Raw genomic sequence first — 19,792 nt, 5'->3', positions numbered from 1 at the left:
TCCCGTTACGCGATGTCCGTGAACCACTTGCGCATCCTGCCCAGAATGCGGTCGAAGCCCGACTCGTCGCGGATCTTGAACGCCCGCTGCCGCGGTCCGCTCTCTTCACCCGCGCCGTGCATCAGAAGCCCGACTGCAGTGGCGTACTTGGGACTGTTCACTTCCTCGACGAGCCCGCCGATTCCGCTCGGATAGCCGATGCGGACCGGAAGGTCGAAAATCTGTTCGGCCAGCTCCTGCATCCCGTCGATGAGGCAGGTGCCGCCGGTGAGCACAACGCCCGCGGCGATCATGTTCTTGTAGCCGGACTTGATCAGCTCCTGATCCACGAGGGCGAGAATCTCCTCGCAGCGGGGTTCGCAAATCTCGGCCAGAACACGCTTGCTCATGGTGCGGGATTCGCGTCCGCCCACGCTGGGAACCTCGATGATCTCGTCGGTGGTGACCAGATCGCTCATGGCGCAGCCGTGGTGGAGCTTGATCTTCTCGGCCGACACCATGGGGGTGCGCAGGCCGTAGGCGATGTCGTTGGTGAGGTTGTGGCCGCCGAGGGCCAGCACCGAGGTATGCTTGATGCTGTCCTTGTTGAAGATGGCCAGATCGGTGGTGCCGCCGCCGATGTCCACCAGCGCCACGCCGATCTCCCGCTCCTCGGGGGAGAGCACGGCCTTGCTGGACGCCAGCGACTCAAGGACGATGTTGGAGACGTCCAGCCCCGAGCGGTTGCAGCTTCGGATGATGTTCTGGGCCGAAGTCACGGCGCCGGTGACGATGTGCACCTTCACCTCGAGCCGCACGCCCGCCATGCCCAGCGGATCGGCGATGCCGCGCTGGTCGTCCACGATGAATTCCTGCGGCAGGGTGTGCAGCACTTCCCGGTCCATGGGGATGGCGATGGCCTTGGCGGCCTCGATGACGCGGTCAACGTCGCGCTGAGTGACTTCGCCGCCCTTGACGGCGATGACTCCGTGGCTGTTGAAGCCCTGAATATGGCTGCCCGCGATGCCCGCGTACACCGAGCGGATGTCGCAGCCCGCCATCAGCTCGGCCTCTTCGAGCGCCTTCTTGATGCACTGCACCGTCTTTTCGATGTTGACCACCACGCCTCGGCGCAGTCCCGTGGACGGGGCGGTGCCGATGCCGATGATGTCCACGCCGCCATCCGGGGTGCCCTCACCCACGACGACGCAGATTTTGGTGGTCCCGACATCAAGGCCGACGATCAGGTCGTTTCTGGCCATGGAAATGTCTCCTTTCTTCCCTGTCTATTCATTGCGGCGCGGGATTATCCGCGCAGTCTCACCCATACTTTGTCGCCGGTGGCCTGCACCGATGCGACCCTCGAAAACTCGCCGCGGCGCGCGAGGTCGCGCCATGCGGTGTTGATGCGGGCCAGCTGGGTCTCCCAGTGGTCCATGTCCAGCACCACGTTCACCCCGACAGTGTCCAGCCGGGCCTCGATCTGGTGGCTCGGGAGCACCCGCACCCATGCCACCTGCGTCATGTCGAACGGGGCACGGCCCGATCCGACGAAATTCACGAATCCCTGCAGCGCTTCGCCGCCCTGCACGTTCTTGCCTGTGCGCAGCATCGGCATGGAGGCGTACTCGCCGGGCGCGGCCGGAGCGATGACGCGGCCTTCGGCGTCGGCAAAGCTCAGTGTGCCGTCCTGCACTGTCCAGAAGGCGGGCTTGCGCTCGGTCACGTTTACGATGAGTCTGCCCGGAAGCTCGCGCCGTACTGTGGCCGATTCGATCCACGGGCTGTTGGAAATGAGCCGCTCCACTTCCGAGACGTTCAGGTCAACGCAGTTTTCGCCTAGCTCAACGTCGCCCAGCGCCATGAGGTCGCCGCGAGTCAGATGCTGGTTGCCGCTTATGACCACTTCGCCAAGGCCGAAATACGGGCTGGAAGTCACCCAGCGATAGCCGTAGAGCAGCCCCGCGCCGAGAACGGCCAGCCCGCCCAGCGCCATGAGCGTGAACAGCGTGTTGCGGACCAGACGGAACGCGCCAATGCCCGAAGCGGGCTGACGTGTACGCTGCCTGCGGCGTTTGTTGACTGTTTTGCCGCCCAGTCTGGGGCGATTCTTGCCGAGCGTGATGGTGCTCATATGATGATGACCTCCGTTTCCAGCTTCACTTCGAATCGCTTCGCCACTTCCTCGCGGGCCGCCTCGATGAGCTCGACGGCTTCGCGAGCGGTGCCTTCGCCCGTGTTCTCAAGAAAATTCGCGTGCATTGGGGAGAAGCGGCATCCGCCGTGCTCCCGGCCCTTGAAGCCGGCCTGATCGAGCAGCCTGCCCGCGCTGTGGCCTTCGGGGTTCTTGAAGACGCACCCGGCGGTCCAGGCGGCAATGGGCTGTCCGGCCTTCTTCTTGTCCATGGTGGCGTTCATGGCGGCCTTGACCTTTTCCGGCGTGGACTCCGTGAGACCGAACTCCACCTCATGGATCATGAAGCGGGAGATGCGGCCGGGACAGAAGCTGCGGTAGCCCCATGAGCAGTCTGCCGAGTCGATCCATTCAACGCCTTCAGTGGGCGTCCAGACGCGTACCCGGCGAACCACCTGCGCCATGTCGATGCCGTACGAACCGGCGTTCATGGCAACCGCCCCGCCGACGGTTCCGGGGATGCCCGAAAGGCCTTCCATGCCGGTGAGGCCGGATTTGAAGGCCCAGCCGAGGAGGGCGGGCAGGCGCAGTCCCGCTCCGGCGCGGAATATGACCGCTTCGCCGTCGCGTCCGACCTGTTCCGGCGAGGCCGGAGACTCGATGCGCACGAGGGCCAGGTCCGAGACGTCTCCGGCGGCGAGCAGGTTGCTTCCCTTGCCGATGACGAAGGGGCGCACGGTCTCCCGCATGAGGAAGTCCGAGAGCTCGTCGAAATCGGTCTCGCCGCGCACGGTGAGTTCGCATGCGGCCTCGCCGCCCATTCTCAGGGTGGTGAGGTCGCTCAGAGAGATGTGCCGCCGGATGCCCAGTGCCATTGCTATTCCTCGTCTTCCTGCTCGTTGAGCCAGTTCTCGCCCACGGTCCAGATGGACCCTGCGCCCTGTGTCATGAGCAGGTCGCCGGGCTGAAGGATTCGGGGCAGTTCTTTCTCAATGGCCCCGAAGTCCGGGAAAAAGCGAACCTTCACATCGCTGACCTGCTTGATGCCCTGCGCGAGGGACAGGCCGTTCACGCCGGGGATGGGCGACTCGGAGGCAGGATAGATCTCCGTCAGCAGCAGCATGTCGGCTGCGTCGAAAGCCTTGCAGAAGTCGCCGAACAGGGCCTGCGTGCGGGTGAAACGGTGCGGCTGGAAAGCCACGATCAACCGGCGGTCCGGGTAACAGGCCTTGGCGGTTTCGAGGTTGGCGACCACTTCCGCGGGGTGATGGCCGTAATCGTCCACCACGAGCACGCCCTTGCGTTCGCCCTTGCGCTCGAAGCGCCGCCCGACGCCGCCGAAGTTGGAGAGGCCGCGCAGGATATCGTCTTTGTCCAGTCCCGCCTCGATGGCGACGCCGATGGCGCCCAGCGCGTTGAGCACGTTGTGCCGGCCGGGCTGTGCCACGGTGGCTTCGCCCCAGAGTTCGCCGTCGAGATAGACGCGGAACATGCTGCGCAGATGCGAAGTGATGATCTCGCCGCGCAGGCGGTTGTCCTTGTTCAGCCCGTAGGTCATGCAGGGGCGCTTGATGTGCGGCAGCAGGCGCTGCACTCCGGAGTCGTCACCGCAGACCACGTTCATGCCGTAGAACGGGATCTTGTTCATGAAATCCGTGAAGGAGTCGTCGATGGCCTCAATCCCGTCGTAGAAGTCGAGGTGGTCCTCATCCACGTTGGTGACCACGGTGATGACCGGGGGCAGAAACAGGAAGGAGCCGTCGGACTCGTCGGCCTCGGCTATGAGGTGATCGCCGTCGCCGAGGCGCGCGTTGGCGCCGTAAGTGTTCAGCCTGCCGCCGATGATGACGGTGGGGTCGAGCCCCGCCTCGGTGAAGATGGTGGCCAACAGGGAGGTCGTGGTGGTCTTGCCGTGCGTTCCGGCCACGGCGATACCGGTGCGAAGGCGCATCAGTTCGGCCAGCATTTCCGCGCGGGGGATGATGGGGACGCCAAGCTCACGGGCCTTGACCAGCTCCGGGTTGTCGTCCGGGATGGCGGTGGACTTCACCAGCACGTCCACGTCGCGCACGTTGTCCTCGCCGTGGCCGATGTAGACCTGCGCGCCCAGCTGCTGGAGTCTGCGCACGGCCGGTCCGGCCGAGAGGTCCGAGCCCGTGACCGTGAAGCCCATGTTGATGAGTACTTCGGCGATGCCGTTCATGCCCGAACCGCCGATGCCCACCATGTGGATGGTGTTCACTCTGGCCTGAAGGGCGGGGCAACTCTCGCCCCGGTAGTTCAGCGTGGGTCCCTGTGCTGCTGCCATGTCGTCTCCCGATTATCTGCGGCCCGAGGCGATCGCCTCGAGTCCGTCCACGATGTTCGACGCCGCGTCCGGCTTTGCGAAACCGGCGGCCCTGCGGCCCATTTCGGTCAGCCGTTCGGAGTCGAACATCGATTCAATGTTGTGTTTCAGCCAGCCCTGTTCCAGATCGGGCTGGGGGACCACCACGCTGCCTCCCGCCGCTTCGAGAGCGCGGGCGTTGGCGGTCTGGTGATCGTGCGTCGCGTGCGGAAAGGGGACCAGCGCCGAGGGCTTGCCCGCGGCCGCCAGCTCGAAGACGGTGGAGGCTCCGGCCCGTGCCAGAACCAGGTCGGCCCGGCGGTAGGCGTCGGGCATGTCCTCAATGAATCCCTTTACGCTCCGCGGGTCGGCCCCTGCATCCGCATAGGCCGCGCGCACGCGTTCCTCATCCTGTCGTCCCGCCTGATGCGTCAGGGTAATCCCCGATTCCAGCAGGGCGGGAAGCGCCGCGACAACGGCGTTGTTCAGCGGGGTCGCCCCCTGACTGCCGCCGAGGACCAGCAGGTGCCGTCCCGGGCGTTCGGCGTCGTCTTCGCGCGCCTTGAAAATCGTCTCGCGGACCGGATTGCCCACCAACCGCGTCTTGGCGGCGGGGAACATGCCCGCGGTGTCCTCGAAGGACAGAAAAACCCGTCTCACGAAGCGGCCCAGCGTCCTGTTGGTCACGCCGGGGTAGCTGTTCTGCTCGTGAACCGCAGTCGGGGTGCGCAGGAGCCATGCCGCAAGCACGGGACAGAATCCGGCGTAGCCGCCGAAACCGATGACCGCTTCGGGCCGGAAACGGCGCAACTCGCCCATGGCGCGGGTTAACCCCTTTCCGAGCCAGCCGATGCCGCCGAGGATGCCTTTTAGGCCGCGCCCCATGACGCCTTTGGCGGGCAGCTCTCGGAACTCGATGTCGGCTTTTCCCGCCAACTCGCGTTCGGGACCGGAGCCGCCGAGGAACAGCACGGAGCAGGAGGGGTTGCGTCGTCTGGCTTCATGCGCCACGGCAAGCGCGGGGAAGATGTGGCCTCCGGTGCCGCCGGTGGTGATCACGAGTCGGGAGAGCGTCATTTCGAGGCCTCCCGTGAAATATTGAGCAGCATTCCCGCGCACAGCAGGGATGCGAGCATGCTGGAGCCGCCGTAGCTGATGAAGGGCATGGCCACGCCCTTGGGCGGCACGGTCCCGAGCACCACGGCAAGGTTGAGCACGAAGCCGAGCGCGAGAATCAGGGTCATGCCGAACGCCGTGAAGCGGTCCTGAAGGTCTTCCTGTCGCAGGGCCACGCGGAAGGCGCGGAACAGGAAGAAGCCCACCAGTATGAAGAACAGGCTCAGGCCGATGAAACCGAGCTCCTCGCCGGCCACGGCCATGATGAAGTCGTTGTGCGCTTCGGGCAGGAAGAACAGTTTCTGCTTTCCCGCGCCAAGCCCCTGACCGGTCAGGCCGCCGGAGCCGAAGGCGTAAAGGGACTGGACGAGCTGGTATCCCTCGTTCTGGGCACTGGCGAACGGGTCGAGGAACGCGGTCCAGCGCTTGAGCCGGTACGGGGAGGAGGCGATGAGCTGCCAGCCCGCGAACGCGCCGAAGGCACCGGCCATAACCAGATAGCTCAGGCGGGTGCCGCCAACCATGCACATGAAGAACAGGATGGCCGCGAGGAACACCGCGCCACCGAAGTCCGGCTGCGTCATGAGCAGCAGGCAGAACAGACCGGTGACCACGAAGGGCGGCAGGAAGCCGATGGAGAAATGCTTCACCTTGTCCTGCTTTCTGGCGAAGAAATAGGCGAGGTAGATCACCAGCGCGGGCTTGGCGAATTCCATGGGCTGAATGTTGATCGGCCCCATGGAAAGCCAGCGGGACGCGCCGCCCGCGCTCACGCCGAGCGGGGTCAGCCCGCAAAGGACCAGCAGCACCGCAACGGCGAACACCCAGAAGTAGGTCAGACCGTAGATCATCCTGCGGGGGATACGGCTTGCGGCGTACATGGCGAGGAGACCGCCCGCCGCGAACATCGCCTGTTTCTTGAAATAGAAATATTTGTCCGCATGAAAACGCTCGGCCATGATGCCGCTGGAAGACAGCACCATGATCAGCCCGAAGCCCACGAGCAACATGACCGAGGTCAGCAGCCAGCGGTCCATGTCCCCGTTGTTCGGGGCGGGTTTTCGAGCGTTCAGCTTGCGGTTCATCTAGCCCTCCAGCTCCTCGAAGATGCGGCGGAAGTCCTCGCCGCGCGCCGTGTAGTTCGTGTACTGATCAAAGCTCGACGTGCCGGGGGAGAGCAGTATCACGTCCCCGCGGGATGCGGAGGAATACTGGCGTTTCACGGCTTTCTCGAGCGTTCTGTCCCAGGTTACGTCGAAGTAGCGGGACAGGGGCTTCTCGAATACGTCGCGCGAGCCGCCGAAAAGGCCCACGCGAATCACGCGGCCCTCCAGCGCTTTTGTCAGGGCGTCCATGTCGCCGCCCTTGTATACGCCGCCCATGAGCAGTCGCACCGGGCGTTTGCGGAATGTCTTCACTGCCGCGGCCACAGCCTCGAAGGTCGTGGCCTTGGTGTCGTTGACAAAGGTCACGCCACCTTTCTCGCCCACGATCTCGATGCGGTGGGGCTGGGCCGGAAATTCTCTGACGGCCTTCGTGGCCTGTTCGATGCTCACGCCGAAATGTTTCACCGCCTGCCACGCGGCCTCCGCGTTGGCGCAGTTGTGTTCACCCGGCAGAGTCGGGGACTGGAAGCGTTCGGTGCACTGTGACCAGACTGTCTCGGCCTCGGTGAACTCGCGGTCGGCCAGCAACTCGCGCAGGGAGTCACCAAGCACGGCGACATCGTCGGGTGTCTGGTTGGCGAACAGCCGCAGCTTGGCGTCGAGGTATTCCTCGATGCTCTCGTGCCAGTCCAGATGGTTGCCCGAGAAGTTGAGCATGATGGCGGCGGCGGGCCTGAAATCGCGGCAGTGCATGAGCTGGAAACTGGATATCTCCAGAACCAGCACGTCCGCCTCGCCGTCTTCGAGCAGAAATTCCGTGAGGGGAGTGCCGAGGTTGCCGCCGGCGAAGGCTTTCCTGCCGCCCGCCTCGAGCATGGCCTTGCACAGGAGCGTGGTGGTGGTCTTGCCGTTGGTGCCGGTCACCGCCAGCACGGGGATGTCGGTGTTGGCGAAGCCAAGCTCCATCTCCGCGATGATCCGCTCTGCCGGAACCGCCGCCATGGCCTCGATCCTGCGGACGTCCGCACCCGGGGATGGGACCACGAGGTCCGCGCCTTCGAACATTTCCGCAGTGTGCGGTCCGAGGACGACTTCAACGCCGTCGAGCTTCTCACCGGAAAGGTCGAGGTCCTCGCGGCGGTCCAGCAGGCTGACCCGCGCACCGTGCGCGGCCAGAAAGCGCGCGGCGGCCAGGCCGGAGCGCTGTGCGCCCACGACCACGGCCCGGATGCCTTCGAGTTGTGTGAGGTCGATCTTCGTCATGGCCTACCTCAGCTTGAGTGTGGACAGCGCGGTGAGCGCCATCAGTATGGAGAAGATCCAGAACCGGATGATGATCTTGGATTCCGGAATCCCCTTGAGTTCGAAATGATGGTGCAGGGGAGCCATGCGGAATATGCGCTTGCCGCCCGTCATCTTGAAGTAGCCCACCTGCAGGATGACCGAGAGGGTCTCGAAGACGAAGACGCCGCCGACGATGATAAGCAGCAGCTCCTGCTTGGCGAGTACCGCCACGAAGCCCAGCGCGCCGCCGAGGGCGAGCGATCCCACGTCGCCCATGAAGACCTGCGCGGGGTAGGCGTTGAACCAGAGGAAGCCGAGTCCGGCTCCCACCATGGCGCCGCAGAAGACCGTCACCTCGCCGATGCCCGGAAGCAGCGGAACGGAGAGGTATTCCGCAAAGGCCGCGTGGCCCGAGATGTAGACGAAGATGGCGAAGCAGGCCATGGCTACCACCATGGGGCCTATGGCGAGGCCGTCCAGGCCGTCCGTGAGGTTCACCGCGTTGCTCGCGCCAACCATGACCACCACGGCGAAGGGCAGGTAGAACCAGCCGAGGTCCGGGGTGATGTCCTTGAAGAAGGGCACCGCCAGCTTGGTGGAGTAGGTGGGTTCGTGAATGAGTATGGCGATGGCCGCGCCCGCCACGAGCAGTTGGCCGAAGAATTTCGCCTTGGCCGAAAGTCCGAGGTTCCGCTTCTTGACCACCTTGATGTAGTCGTCCGCGAAGCCGACCGCGCCGAAGCCGGTGAAGACCAGCAGCGCCAGCCACACATAGTGGTTGGTGAGGTCTGCCCAGAACAGGGTGCTGACGAGCACGCTGAAGATGATCATGACGCCGCCCATGGTGGGGGTGCCCTGCTTGCACTTGTGGGCCGCCACCTCGCTCTGGATGGACTGGCCGCACTTGATGCGCTGCAGCCAGCGGATCATCATGGGACCGAACACGATGGAAATGATCAGCGCGGTGAGCAGCGCCCAGACCGAACGGAAGGTGATGTAGCGGAAGACGTTGAATACGCCGATTTCCGTGCTGAGCGGGTAGAGAAGATTGAAAATCATGCCGCGTCTCCTTCCAGTTTGGCCGCGAGGGCGCGGGAAAATTCTTCCATGTTCATGGAGCGGGAACCCTTGAAGAGGACCACCGCGTCCGTCAGGCCGAGGGTGCTCCACTGCGCGAGGAGTCCTTCGGTGTCGTCAATGTCGGAAAGTCCGGCAAAGCCGCGCTTTACATCCGGGCCGTGTTCGCCGCGCCAGAACACGGCGGCCGGGGAGGTCTCGGCAATGAGCCGTCCGAGTTCCTCGTGCGCCGCGTTCGCGCCGGGGCCGAGCTCGCGCATGTCGCCGAGCACGAGCACGAGGGGGCGGTCCGCCGCGATGCAGCGGGCAGTCTCGATGGAGCGGCGCATGGAAAGCGGGTTGGCGTTGTACGTGTCGTCGATGATGGTGAAACAGCCTGCCTGACGGGTGCAGAAGCGTTGCGCGTCGGCTTTGAAGTGCTGGGCCGCCCAGACCACGTCTTCGGCCGGGACGTCCAGCGCGTGACATGCGGCGGCCACCGCCGCGAGGTTCTCCGCGATGTGGTCGCCGCAGACCGGGGCCTGAAATTCGTGCTCCTCGTCCGGCGTTGTCAGCCGGAAGCGGCCGTCGCCTTCCGGTCCCGCGCCGAGGAAGCTGCATGTGAAGCCGGTCTTTCCTGCCAGAGTGGAAAAGCTGGTGGGCGAGGGGGTGATCTTGGTGGCGGCTTCCCAGAGCTCGAAGTAGTCGTTGCTCACGATGGCCTCGCCGCCGTCGCGCAGGTATTTGAGCAGCGCGGCCTTGGCCTCCGCCACGCCGGAGATGTCGCCGAGGCCCTCAAGGTGCGCGGGGCCGACGTTGGAGATGACGGCCACGTCGGGGCGGGCGACGATGCCCAGCTCGTCCATGTCCCCGGGCTGGCTGATGCCCAGCTCCATGATCCAGAGGTCCTCGTCGCTGGAGGCGCGCAGCATGGAGAGCGGCAGGCCGATCTGGTTGTTGAGGTTGCGGTAGTTCTTGGCGACCCGGTAGCGGTTGGAGCAAGCCAGCGCGAGCAGTTCCTTGATGGTGGTCTTGCCTGCGGAGCCGGTGACGGCTACGAGCTTGGCCTCGCATTTTTCACGCCAGCACGAGGCGATTCTGCCCAGCGCGTTCACGGTGTCGCGGACCATGAAGACGGGGGTGTCGCGAAGTTCCAGCATGCGGGAGGCGATCACGGCGCAGGCTCCGGCTTCGGCGGCCTTGGCCGCGAATTCGTGCCCGTCGAAGTGTTCGCCCTCGATGCAGACGAACAGATCGCCCTTCTGCACGGTGCGGGAGTCGGTGCACACGCCGGTCACTGGAGTGTCGGTCACGTCGGCGCCGATGCCGAGGCACTGTTCTATGTCGGCAAGGGTCAGTCTCACTGCTTCGCCTCCGCAATGGCGGCCAGAACCGCGTGGCTGTCGTGATAGTCGATGCGTTCGGTGCCAATTTCCTGATAGTTCTCGTGCCCTTTGCCCGCGATGAGCAGCACGTCTCCGTCACGCATTTCGAGGATGGCCTTGCGGATGGCTTCGGTGCGGTCCGCCTCGCGGATGATGTGCGGGCAGCCTTCAAGGCCGGGCTCGGCGTCGCGCATGATGGCTTCGGGGTCTTCGGTGCGTGGGTTGTCGGAGGTGAGTACGGCAACGTCGGCGAAGCGGGCCACGGCTTCCGCCATGAGCGGGCGCTTGGTCCTGTCGCGGTCGCCGCCGCAGCCGAAGACCGTGACAAGGCGGCTGAAATCCAGCGCCTTGAGCGTCTTCTGCACGTTTATCAGCGCGTCGGGCGTGTGGGCGTAGTCGATGAAAATGTCGAGGTCCTGTTCGTTCTCCACGCGCTCGAGCCGTCCCGGGACGCCCTTGAAGTCGTCGAGTTTGCGAAAGTCCCTGCAGCCGAGACCGAGGCAGAGGCCCACGGCCTGCGCCGCCAACAGGTTCAGCGCGTTGTGTTCGCCCACGAGGGGAGAGCGGATTTCCCAGCTCTTGCCTTTCCATGAACATTCGAGCACCAGCCCCTTGACCGTGCTCTCCTTGATGCGGCCGCACAGGCTTGGAGTGTCCTGCACGGGCTCGCCGAGGCCGTAGCCCACGGCGTTCTCGCATATGCCCAGCAGGCGACGTCCGTAATGATCGTCATGGTTGATGACGCAGCACTTGCCTTCGGCGGGCAGCTCGGTGAAGAGTTTCGCCTTGGACTCGAAGTAGCGTTCCATGCTGCCGTGGTAGTCCAGATGGTCCTGCGTGAGGTTGGTGAACACGGCCACGTCGAAGTCGATGCCGGCTACGCGCTTCTGTTCGAGCGCGTGGGAGGAGACCTCCATGACCACGGCGTCAACGTCGGCCTGGCCCATGTTGGCCATGAGCTCGTGGATGGCCCAGCAGTCGGGCGTGGTGAGCTTGGCGTCAACGGAGAAGCCGGGCCAGCGGTAGGAGACCGTGCCGAGCACGCCGGGGATCAGCCCGGACGCGGACAGCAGGTGTTCCACGATGTAGCTGGTGGTAGTCTTGCCGTTGGTGCCGGTGATGCCCACGGTCTTCATCTGGATATCGTTGGTGCCGAACGCTTCCGCCGCGAGCTCGCCGAGGGCTTCTGCGGTGTCGGGGACGTAGCAGACGGCGGCCTTGTCTTCCACTTCGGGGCCGACCACGTCGCGGTCGGCTTCTGCCGCCACGATGCAGCTTGCGCCGTTGTAAAGGGCCATGGGTATGAAGTCTATGCCGCGCACGGCGGTGCCGGGCATGGCGACGAAGCAGTCCCCTTCCTTGACGTTGCGGGAGTCGGTATGCACGGGCAGGCCCTTGCGGACCAGCTTGGCCAGCTGTGCGAAATTCATGAGGCCGGTTCGCTCCTTGGCGAGTTTAGGAGAGCTGGAGAACAAAAACATCATCCCGAGCCTCCTCTTCGGGTTCGGGCCACGGCTCGCCGGGGGCGGGCGTCTGGCCGGTGACAGTCATGCCGTCCCCGCGAACGGTGGGGACGATGCCTTTTTTCAGAAATACTTCCAGAGCGCGCCGCAGGGGCATGCCCTTCACATCGGGGATGCGCGTGCCGGGCGCAAGCGTTACGGGAGCCGGAAGCACGGCGCGCACGGACTCCGAGGCAGGCTCGACCACCTCGGTTCCGGGGGCGTTCTTCCGGGCGAGTCGGACGGCGTGGGCGTCGGGAAGCTGGCCGCGAAGCGCCAGCGTCTCCACAAGCACGGAGCGGACCACCGGCGCGGCCACGATGCCGCCGTAGTCGATGCCTTCGGGCTCGTCAACCATGCAGAGGATGAGCAGCTCGGGGTCCTCGGCAGGGACCATGCCCACAAATGAGGACATGTACTTGTCCCCGTACCCGCCGCGGACGGCCTTCTGCGCCGTTCCGGTCTTGCCGGCCATGGCGATGCCGGGGATGCGGGCGCGGCGGCCGGTGCCGTCCTTTTCCACCACTTCTTCCATGAGCTTGAGCACGGTGGCGGCGGTCTGGCGGCTGAAAACGCGTTCGCCCGAGCGCGCCGCCGGGCTGTCGGGAGTCTGCACCAGACGCAGGGAGCGGGTCTCGCCGCCTGCGGCGATGCACATGTACGCTTCCATGAGCTGCAGGGCCGTCGAGCTGATGCCCTGTCCGAACGAGATGGCCGCCTGATCCACTTCCGTCCACTTCTCCGGTGGACGCAGCATGCCCGAGCGCATGGCTGGGAGCCTCGTTTCGGGCCGTTCGAGAAAACCGAGCTTCACGAGGTATGAGTAATAGGCGTCCGCGCCGAGCATCTGGCCGATCTTGGCGCAGCCGATGTTGCTGGAGTAGCGCAGCACCTTGCGGGCCGGGAGCCAGCGGGCGTAGTGGTGGTCGCGGATGACCTTGCGCCCTACGCGCCAGCGGCCGTTTTCGCAGTCGATGAGCGTGTTGGGCTCGATGACGCCTTCTTCGATGGCCGCGGCGAAGAGGATGGGCTTGAGGGTGGAGCCCGGCTCGTACAGGTCCAGCACCGCGCGGTTGCGCCTGTCGGCGGGGCGGGTGCGGGAGTAAATATTCGGGTTGAAGAACGGATAGTTTGCCATGGCGAGAATCTCGCCGCTCTTCACGTCGGCCGCGATGACGATTCCGGCCTTGGCCTCGTGCTTCTCAATGGCGCGGTAGAGGGCTTCCTCGGCGGCGTGCTGCACGCGGGCGTCGATGGTCAGGGTCACATCAAGGCCGTCGATGTCCACCACTTCGCCCTGATCGTTCAGGTAGAGCCTGCGGCCCGATGCGTCGCGCTGTACCACGAAGCGGGCCTTGCCCGGAGCGAGGCGTTTCTCGAACTCGCTCTCAATGCCTTCCAGTCCTTTTCCGTCGATGCCGGTGAATCCGAGCACCTGTCCGGCAAGCGGACCGTTGGGATAGAGCCGGGTAAACTCCGAGGCCATGCGGACACCGGGAATTCGGGCCTTGCGCACGGTAGCGGCCTGACGATCCGTGACCTGCCGCTTGATCCAGACGAACTGCCGGTCCGAGGCGAGGCGCTTGTGGATTCTGGGGAAGGACACGCCGAGCAGCCGTCTCAGCTGATGGGCGGTCTTTTCCGGGTCGCGCACCTTGCGGGGGTTGGCGAAGACGCTGCGCGCCTCGGCGCTGGATGCCAGCAGGGTGCCGTTTCTGTCGAAGATGCGCCCCCGTCGTCCGAATTCCAGTTCGGAGGCGAGGCTCTGGCGGGACGCCATGCGCTCGAGGGCCTCGCCCTCGTGCAGCTGCACCCAGCCGGCCCGGACCCAAAGCGCGGACAGCACAAGGCCGAAGAGCACCATGACGATGATGATCTTCGGCTTGCTGAATTCTTTTTTCGCGCCGTTGCGTCCAGTCATACAAAAATTCCCGTCGCGGTCACTGTTCGGTGACGCGCCGTATCTGTCCCGGTTTCGGGACAACAAGTCCGAGTTCCTTCGCCAGCTCGCCCAACCTGTAGGGCGAGAGAAGGTTGTTTCGTTCCACTTCGAGCTTGGCCGTGACCGTCCTTCGACGATCCAGCTCCTTTTCCATGTTCCGGATGTCGTAGGCCATGTCCATGCGACCTATGTTCAGCCAAACCGAAACGAGCCCGAAGATCAGCGCCCCTGCAAGCAGGGCGAGAATCAGGCTGAAGCGGCTGCCGTCACTGGTCTTCATGCGGTTTTCCCGTCGGGCCCCAACCTCTCCGCGACCCGGAGCTTGGCGCTCCTGCTTCGCGTGTTTACCGCCATCTCCTCTTCTGTGGGGAGGACGGGTTTTCTGGTCAGCACCCGGAACTTTGCCACGCCCTCGCAGGTGCAAAGGGGCTGATGCTTCGGGCAGACGCACGATCGTGCGGCTTCCCGGAAGGCCCGCTTCACTGCCCGGTCTTCCAGGGAGTGGAACGAAATGATCGCCACTCTGGCACCGGGATTGAGGCGCGCGGCTATGGTTTCCAAAAACGTGGAGAGTTCCTCCAATTCCCTGTTGACCGCTATTCGCAGTCCCTGAAAGGTCCGGGTGGCAGGATGGGTCCGGGATGTCGCCCGCATCTTGGGCGGGTAGGCCCGTTCCACGATGGAGGCCAGCCTGAGCGTGGTCTCGATCGGTTCCTTCTCCCTCTCTTTCAGTATCGCGCTGGCAATCTTGCCTGCCATGGGGTCTTCGCCGTACTGCCGGATGATCCGGGCGAGATCGCCGTGGCTCATGGTGTTGACCAGCGCTTTGGCGGGCGGCATGCCGCTCGCCGTGTCCATGCGCATATCCAGCGGTCCTTCGCGGATGAAGCTGAATCCTCTATCAGCTTCGTCGAGCTGGAGACTCGACACTCCGAGGTCGAGAACCGCTCCGTCCAGCCTGTCCCAGCCGAGGTCATCGAGGGCGTCCTCGAAACGGCTGAAGGGCAGGTGGTACAGATGCGTCTTGTCAGAGAACTCCGCCAATCTGTCGGCGGCCAGGTCGAGGGCTTCCTCGTCCCGGTCCAGCCCAAGAAGCTCGGCCTTGCCCGCCGCGGCTTCCAGAATGGCTTTCGAGTGTCCGCCCATTCCGAGCGTTCCGTCCATGTATCTGCCCTGAGGACGGGGTCTGAGCCACTCGATGGTTTCCTGAAGCAGTACCGTTGCGTGTCTGTCGCCGGGGTCGCTCATCCGCCTCTCCATCAGAAGGGCAGGGCGACGCTGTTGTCGGCGAACTCTTCCGACACGTCGTAATCTTCGTCGAGCAGTGACTCGAAACTTTCGGCCGGCCAGATCTCGAAACGCCTGCCCGCGCCCATCACCACCACGTCCTTGTCCAGCTTTCCGCTCTTGCGAAGATGCGCGGGGATGGCTATGCGACCGTTCTTGGCCACAGCCACCTCCTCGTAGCCGGAAAAGAAAATCCTGATGACGTTTTGCATCTGACGGCTGGGAGCCTTGATCTTTTCAAGTTCCTGCTCCAGCTTCTCCCACTGCTCGGGGGTTATGCCGATGACGTGTTTCTCCCAGATGGTCAGCACAAGACGACCGCCGGGGGTGTCCCCCAGCAGCTTGTCCCGGAAATCGGACGGAAGGATGAGCCGTCCCTTTTCATCCAGGCTTCTGTGTGCGTGACCTCTGAATCGCATCGACTTCCTCGTGTGGAGTGCTTTGCTCCACCTTGTTCCCCTGTATCATCACTTGGTACCACTTTTTCCCACCTTTGAGTGAAACTCGGGAGAATGTCAACACCCCGGGATGATTTATGTGGGAAAAAAACGGCGTCCAGTTGATTTTTCGCTGTCATCGCCCTACACTTCGCAGCGTGGGCGAATATTATCCGTCCGGCTTTCATCATTCATCCCGAAGAATTGCGGGAGCGGGTGGCCGGGCAGGCCCGAAAATCCGGCAAAAACACCCCAAGGGGGCACCATGGACAGACACATCAAGATAATCGCCACCCTCGGACCCGGGACCCAGTCCGAAGAGGCCGTGCGCGAGCTGGTTCAATCCGGGGCGCGCATCTTCCGCCTGAACTTTTCCCACGGCGACAAGGAGTTTTTCGCCAAGCTCGTGAACATAATCCGGGGGCTGGAGGAGGAGACCGGCTACACGCTGACCATCCTTCAGGACCTGTCCGGCCCCAAGGTCCGCACCTGCGACGCCGGGCAGGGAACTCTGGAGATTTCCAAAGGCACCGAAGTGCTGCTGGGCACTCCGGACATGGCCGAAGGGGTGGACGAGCCGTTCATCTGTCTGGACATGCCCGAGCTGCTGCCGGTCATTCAGGAAGGCGACCCGGTGGCGCTCTCCGACGGCATGCTGCGCTTCTACGCCGTGCGCCGCGAGGGTGAGCATCTGGTTCGGCTCAAGGCCATCAACTCGGGCATCGCCCCGCCCCGCAAGGGCATCACCTTCCCCGGCAAGACCACGCCGCTGGCCGCGCTCACCGAGAAGGACAAGCGCGACCTGACCGTGGGCATGGAGCTCGGTGTGGACTGCGTGGCCATGAGCTACGTGCAGAAGCCCGAGGACATCTGCCAGCTCAGGGCCGAGATGCTTCAGTACGGCAGGCGCGTGCCCATCATCGCCAAGCTGGAGCGCACCGCGGCGGTCAACGACCTCGAGCGCATCCTCGACGAGGCCGACGGCGTCATGGTGGCGCGCGGCGACCTCGGTCTGGAGATGGAGCTTTCCGAGCTGCCCGCCACCCAGAAGCGAATCATCAAGGCCTGCAACAAGCGTGGCAAGCCGGTTATCGTGGCCACCCAGATGCTGCTTTCCATGGTCAACGCGCCCATGGCCACCCGCGCCGAGACCACGGATGTGGCGAACGCCATCCTCGACGGCGCCGACTGCATCATGCTCTCCGAGGAGACGGCCATCGGCCAGTATCCGGGCGAGGCGGTACGGTTCATGCGCAAGATCGCCTACGAGATCGAGGAGTTCTACTTCGAGCAGCGGACCACGGACGCCATGCAGCCCGGGGACGAGGAGCATCCCGCAACTTTCCTTGCCTTCGCCGCGGCCATGCTCGCCGCCAAGACCAAGGCCCGGGCCATCGTCAGTCACTCCACTTCGGGCGCAACGTCGAGAATCCTCTCGGCCTGCCGTCCGCGCCAGTCCATCTACGCCCTGAGCCGAGACACCATCGTGCGCCACTTCACCAACCTTTCCTGGGGCGTGATCCCTTACGCACCGCCCGAAGGTCAGGACGGTCACCAGCAGCGCGCCGAAGAATTCGTACGCCAGTTCAAGGGATTCGAGAGTGACGACATTCTCGTGATCACCGCGGGTCAGCCCGACAAGAAGCAGAATCGCACCCAGACCAACGTCGTCAAGCTGTTCGAGAAGTAAAATGGCCATCAAGCACGAAATCACCGACGGACTCAACGAAGAGTACTACCAGATCACGCCGGACATCCTCGGAAGCTTCCACAAGTACCGTCCGCCGCTCGACATCTTCGTCCTGGACGAAAGCGTGGCCCGCGTCAGTCCATATTACCGTAAAGGGGGACGCCTCACCGCCGAGCAGGTGGAGGAGCTCCCCGACCTCGCCAACCAGGGGGTCGTCTTCGTCTCACGCGACGACCACCCGGTCTACGTCAAGCACATCAGCTACCAGCTGGACCTCGTGCTTGTGGACAAGAACCTCAAGGAAACCGAGATCGCGGACATATTCGTGCAGGCCCTCACGCGGCGCACCGAGGAACTGTTCGAGCAACCGGTCCCCGCCGTGTTCGACAAGTTCTGGCGCGACCTCATGGTGCTCACGGAGTACCTCTCGCAGGACATCCACCGCTCCCGGGCGCTGGTGCGCAGGCTGCACCGCGAACATTCGCAGCCCAACCATGCCGTGAACTGCGGTTTCGCCGGTCTTGCTCTGTACGGAAAGCTTCAGGTGCAGGACTTCGAGGCCCGGCGCATCGTACGCAAGAACTTTGACAGGCTGGCCGCAGGACTGTTCCTGCACGACATCGGCATGAGCAAGGTCCCGAGCTTCATCCTCTCCAAGGAAAAGCCGCTCACCGGCGACGAGCGGACCAAGATCAACCAGCACCCCAACCTCGGGTTCCAGATGCTCACCAAGCTGGACCTCAAGTTTCCCGAGGTGGAGGCCTGCGTTGCCGAGCATCACGAGCGCGTCAACGGCACGGGATATCCGCAAAAGAAAAAGGGCGACGCCATCAGCTTTCACGGCAGGCTCTGCGGACTGGTGGACTCCTTTTGTGCCATGGTCACCAAGCGTCCCTACGGGGAAGGCAAGGAGTTCGTGGCCGCGGCATCAGAGCTGCGCAATAACCCCGGTTATGACGAGACAATGGCCGGCGCGCTTCAGATGCTGCTGATGAACGACATGAAGATGAAGCCCTGATTTCTGCCGGGCCAAGAGAAGCAATAATGAACCCCGCTCTTTCTAGAGCGGGGTTTCTCAGGCAAAAGGCCCGTCGCTGGGACGCAGCGGCGGGCCTTTGAAATGATGAAATCGGGGATGCTAGCAGACGCGAAGCATGTCGCGGGTCATTTCGCGGTACAGGTCCGAGAGGAAGACCACGCCCATGACCTTGCCGCCCTCGGTGACGATGCACCAGCTCTTGCGGGCGCGTGCCATGACGTCGTGCAGTACCAGCGCGGCGTCGTTGGGCCTGACGGTGGGGACGTCGGGCTCGATGAATTCCTCGATGCGCATCTGTGTGCAGGTGAGGCAGGCGTGCCTGACGGCCTGATCCCAGTCGATGTTTTCCACGCTGCGAATGTTCTCGTCTCGCAGGACGGACTCCTTGAGTGCGCGGAGCGCCTTCCAGATGCTGACAGCACCGGCGAGCTTGTCGCCCTTGGTCTTGACCACGACCACGAAGTTGTCGGGATTCTCGCGGATGGCGTCACGCAGCACGCGAACGCATTCGGCCATGCTGGCGTCTTCCTGAACAGAGGGGAATTCGTCGCGCATCATGTCCCAGGCGCGCTTTCTGAGCATCATAGGTCGTACACTCCTTGAAGAAAACTGGAAAAAATCATAGCCGTTTCTCCGCCCATAGCGGCAATCGCGCCGGTTGTCTACAGCTGGGGGCAGGGAATTCTTGACATCGGCCCGGAACTCGGGCTGTGAAGAAGAATGCTCAGGATGACACTGGCCCTCGCGGCGCTGCTATTATTATCAACCCCCTGCCTTGCCGGGGTGAAGATTCCGTTCGGCCCCGGCGAGCGGTTCACCTATGACATCTACTGGACCGTGGTAAAGGCGGGCAGCGCAACGCTTGAAGTCCGCCACGGACGCGAGATCGACGGGAAGCCGACCCTGAACATCCACGCCAAGGCGCGAACGACCCCGTTCATAGACTCCTTCTACAAGGTTCGCGACGTCATTGACTCGTGGACGGACCCGGCCATGACGCGCTCGTATCGGCACCGCAAGAATCAGCGGGAGGGCTCGTACAAGAAGGACTCCCTCGTTGTTTTCGACTGGGGGGCCATGATGACCCGCCGCTACGTCAAAGACGAGTTGCGGGACGAGCTGAAGCTGGACGGTCCGTATTTCGACCCGCTGGCGATGCTCTTCAACTTCCGCAAGCACATCCTCTACAAGACCATGCGTTTTTCCGGCCCGGTTACGGACGGCAAGGTGCTGGTGCAGGGCAAGGCCTTCGTGGCGGGGAAAGACGTGCTGGACACCCCTTTGGGCGAGATCGACTGTTTCCGGGTGGAGTTGGATACCGCCGACCTGAGCGGCGTGTTCAGGAAGAGCGACGACGCAAGCCTCACGGTCTGGTTCTCGGCGGACGAGCGGCGCATCCCGGTGCGAGTGAAGTCCAGCGTGGTCGTGGGGCATTTCTCCATGGAACTCACAGGGTACCGGCCGCCAGAGGCTCACGTGGCGGCCTTGCCATAGGGCCGTTTCTCTCGT

Annotated in this window: 18 protein-coding genes; 3 read left to right on the top strand and 15 right to left on the bottom strand. The window is 63.9% G+C overall.

The annotated features are described in order from the left end of the window. Positions 1 to 5 precede the first annotated feature (5 nt). From ftsA to BR24_RS14065, 14 genes are read right to left on the bottom strand one after another with little or no spacing between them, the layout of a single operon-like run. Entirely contained in the window at positions 6 to 1,241 is a 1,236-nt protein-coding gene (ftsA, locus tag BR24_RS14130; protein WP_496542126.1) for a cell division protein FtsA, read from the bottom strand. A 44-nt stretch (positions 1,242 to 1,285) separates the two neighbouring features. Next, a complete protein-coding gene (locus BR24_RS14125; RefSeq protein ID WP_496542125.1) occupies positions 1,286 to 2,113 on the bottom strand; it encodes a cell division protein FtsQ/DivIB in 828 nt (275 codons plus the stop codon). Then, positions 2,110 to 2,988, bottom strand: a complete 879-nt coding sequence (gene murB / locus BR24_RS14120; RefSeq protein ID WP_496542124.1) for a UDP-N-acetylmuramate dehydrogenase — start codon at positions 2,986 to 2,988, stop codon at positions 2,110 to 2,112. Before murB ends, BR24_RS14125 begins: the two co-directional genes overlap by 4 nt. A 2-nt stretch (positions 2,989 to 2,990) precedes the next feature. Then, entirely contained in the window at positions 2,991 to 4,421 is a 1,431-nt protein-coding gene (gene murC / locus BR24_RS14115) for a UDP-N-acetylmuramate--L-alanine ligase (protein ID WP_496542123.1), read from the bottom strand. Positions 4,422 to 4,433: 12 nt separating this feature from the next. After that, positions 4,434 to 5,516, bottom strand: coding sequence for an undecaprenyldiphospho-muramoylpentapeptide beta-N-acetylglucosaminyltransferase (murG, locus tag BR24_RS14110; protein ID WP_496542122.1), 1,083 nt, complete (start codon positions 5,514 to 5,516; stop codon positions 4,434 to 4,436). After that, positions 5,513 to 6,640 carry a putative lipid II flippase FtsW gene (gene ftsW, locus BR24_RS14105; protein ID WP_496542121.1) on the bottom strand — a complete coding sequence of 376 codons (1,128 nt, stop codon included), beginning with the start codon at positions 6,638 to 6,640 and terminating at the stop codon, positions 5,513 to 5,515. The genes murG and ftsW overlap by 4 nt, the downstream gene beginning before the upstream one ends. Beyond that, on the bottom strand, positions 6,641 to 7,924 hold the full coding sequence (murD, locus tag BR24_RS14100) for a UDP-N-acetylmuramoyl-L-alanine--D-glutamate ligase (protein WP_496542120.1): 1,284 nt from the start codon (positions 7,922 to 7,924) through the stop codon (positions 6,641 to 6,643). A 3-nt stretch (positions 7,925 to 7,927) separates the two neighbouring features. Beyond that, positions 7,928 to 9,004: a phospho-N-acetylmuramoyl-pentapeptide-transferase gene (mraY, locus tag BR24_RS14095; RefSeq protein ID WP_496542119.1), complete on the bottom strand. Its 1,077-nt coding sequence runs from the start codon at positions 9,002 to 9,004 to the stop codon at positions 7,928 to 7,930. Continuing rightward, on the bottom strand, positions 9,001 to 10,365 hold the full coding sequence (locus BR24_RS14090) for a UDP-N-acetylmuramoyl-tripeptide--D-alanyl-D-alanine ligase (RefSeq protein ID WP_496542118.1): 1,365 nt from the start codon (positions 10,363 to 10,365) through the stop codon (positions 9,001 to 9,003). Before BR24_RS14090 ends, mraY begins: the two co-directional genes overlap by 4 nt. Next, entirely contained in the window at positions 10,362 to 11,867 is a 1,506-nt protein-coding gene (locus BR24_RS14085) for a UDP-N-acetylmuramoyl-L-alanyl-D-glutamate--2,6-diaminopimelate ligase (protein ID WP_496542191.1), read from the bottom strand. Before BR24_RS14085 ends, BR24_RS14090 begins: the two co-directional genes overlap by 4 nt. Further along, entirely contained in the window at positions 11,842 to 13,809 is a 1,968-nt protein-coding gene (locus BR24_RS14080) for a penicillin-binding transpeptidase domain-containing protein (RefSeq protein WP_496542117.1), read from the bottom strand. The genes BR24_RS14085 and BR24_RS14080 overlap by 26 nt, the downstream gene beginning before the upstream one ends. Positions 13,810 to 13,828: 19 nt before the next feature. Further along, complete coding sequence (locus BR24_RS14075; protein WP_496542116.1) at positions 13,829 to 14,110, bottom strand: hypothetical protein; 282 nt, start codon at positions 14,108 to 14,110, stop codon at positions 13,829 to 13,831. Continuing rightward, positions 14,107 to 15,078, bottom strand: coding sequence for a 16S rRNA (cytosine(1402)-N(4))-methyltransferase RsmH (gene rsmH, locus BR24_RS14070; protein ID WP_496542115.1), 972 nt, complete (start codon positions 15,076 to 15,078; stop codon positions 14,107 to 14,109). The genes BR24_RS14075 and rsmH overlap by 4 nt, the downstream gene beginning before the upstream one ends. An 11-nt stretch (positions 15,079 to 15,089) precedes the next feature. Next, the gene (locus BR24_RS14065; RefSeq protein WP_496542114.1) at positions 15,090 to 15,536 is read right to left on the bottom strand and encodes a division/cell wall cluster transcriptional repressor MraZ; all 447 of its coding nucleotides are present in this window, start codon (positions 15,534 to 15,536) and stop codon (positions 15,090 to 15,092) included. Positions 15,537 to 15,819: 283 nt separating this feature from the next. Between BR24_RS14065 and pyk the strand changes: the two genes are divergently transcribed. Both pyk and BR24_RS14055 read left to right on the top strand, forming a co-directional pair. Next, positions 15,820 to 17,244 (top strand): pyruvate kinase, encoded by a 1,425-nt coding sequence (gene pyk / locus BR24_RS14060; RefSeq protein ID WP_496542113.1) that lies wholly within the window; start codon positions 15,820 to 15,822, stop codon positions 17,242 to 17,244. Between the two features lies 1 nt (position 17,245). Further along, the gene (locus tag BR24_RS14055; RefSeq protein WP_496542112.1) at positions 17,246 to 18,262 is read left to right on the top strand and encodes an HD-GYP domain-containing protein; all 1,017 of its coding nucleotides are present in this window, start codon (positions 17,246 to 17,248) and stop codon (positions 18,260 to 18,262) included. Positions 18,263 to 18,382: 120 nt separating this feature from the next. Here the strand turns inward: BR24_RS14055 and BR24_RS14050 are convergent, their stop codons facing one another. Next, positions 18,383 to 18,868, bottom strand: coding sequence for a CBS domain-containing protein (locus BR24_RS14050; protein WP_496542111.1), 486 nt, complete (start codon positions 18,866 to 18,868; stop codon positions 18,383 to 18,385). Positions 18,869 to 19,003: 135 nt separating this feature from the next. On the opposite strand from BR24_RS14050, the gene BR24_RS14045 reads away from it, so the two are divergent. Further along, positions 19,004 to 19,777: a DUF3108 domain-containing protein gene (locus tag BR24_RS14045; RefSeq protein WP_496542110.1), complete on the top strand. Its 774-nt coding sequence runs from the start codon at positions 19,004 to 19,006 to the stop codon at positions 19,775 to 19,777. Positions 19,778 to 19,792 lie beyond the last annotated feature (15 nt).

The sequence above is a fragment of the Pseudodesulfovibrio halophilus DSM 5663 genome, assembly GCF_059568665.1.
The sequence above is the reverse complement of the archived record's forward strand: the minus strand, read 5'-3'. Positions and strand labels throughout refer to the sequence as shown.

Excerpts from the sequence above, each read along its gene's own strand:
- ftsA (WP_496542126.1), bottom strand. The coding sequence starts at position 1,241 with ATGGCCAGAAACGACCTGATCGTCGGCCTTGATGTCGGGACCACCAAA.
- BR24_RS14125 (WP_496542125.1), bottom strand. The coding sequence starts at position 2,113 with ATGAGCACCATCACGCTCGGCAAGAATCGCCCCAGACTGGGCGGCAAA.
- murB (WP_496542124.1), bottom strand. The coding sequence starts at position 2,988 with ATGGCACTGGGCATCCGGCGGCACATCTCTCTGAGCGACCTCACCACC.
- murC (WP_496542123.1), bottom strand. The coding sequence starts at position 4,421 with ATGGCAGCAGCACAGGGACCCACGCTGAACTACCGGGGCGAGAGTTGC.
- murG (WP_496542122.1), bottom strand. The coding sequence starts at position 5,516 with ATGACGCTCTCCCGACTCGTGATCACCACCGGCGGCACCGGAGGCCAC.
- ftsW (WP_496542121.1), bottom strand. The coding sequence starts at position 6,640 with ATGAACCGCAAGCTGAACGCTCGAAAACCCGCCCCGAACAACGGGGAC.
- murD (WP_496542120.1), bottom strand. The coding sequence starts at position 7,924 with ATGACGAAGATCGACCTCACACAACTCGAAGGCATCCGGGCCGTGGTC.
- mraY (WP_496542119.1), bottom strand. The coding sequence starts at position 9,004 with ATGATTTTCAATCTTCTCTACCCGCTCAGCACGGAAATCGGCGTATTC.
- BR24_RS14085 (WP_496542191.1), bottom strand. The coding sequence starts at position 11,867 with ATGTTTTTGTTCTCCAGCTCTCCTAAACTCGCCAAGGAGCGAACCGGC.
- BR24_RS14080 (WP_496542117.1), bottom strand. The coding sequence starts at position 13,809 with ATGACTGGACGCAACGGCGCGAAAAAAGAATTCAGCAAGCCGAAGATC.
- BR24_RS14075 (WP_496542116.1), bottom strand. The coding sequence starts at position 14,110 with ATGAAGACCAGTGACGGCAGCCGCTTCAGCCTGATTCTCGCCCTGCTT.
- rsmH (WP_496542115.1), bottom strand. The coding sequence starts at position 15,078 with ATGAGCGACCCCGGCGACAGACACGCAACGGTACTGCTTCAGGAAACC.
- BR24_RS14065 (WP_496542114.1), bottom strand. The coding sequence starts at position 15,536 with ATGCGATTCAGAGGTCACGCACACAGAAGCCTGGATGAAAAGGGACGG.
- pyk (WP_496542113.1), top strand. The coding sequence starts at position 15,820 with ATGGACAGACACATCAAGATAATCGCCACCCTCGGACCCGGGACCCAG.
- BR24_RS14055 (WP_496542112.1), top strand. The coding sequence starts at position 17,246 with ATGGCCATCAAGCACGAAATCACCGACGGACTCAACGAAGAGTACTAC.
- BR24_RS14050 (WP_496542111.1), bottom strand. The coding sequence starts at position 18,868 with ATGATGCTCAGAAAGCGCGCCTGGGACATGATGCGCGACGAATTCCCC.
- BR24_RS14045 (WP_496542110.1), top strand. The coding sequence starts at position 19,004 with ATGCTCAGGATGACACTGGCCCTCGCGGCGCTGCTATTATTATCAACC.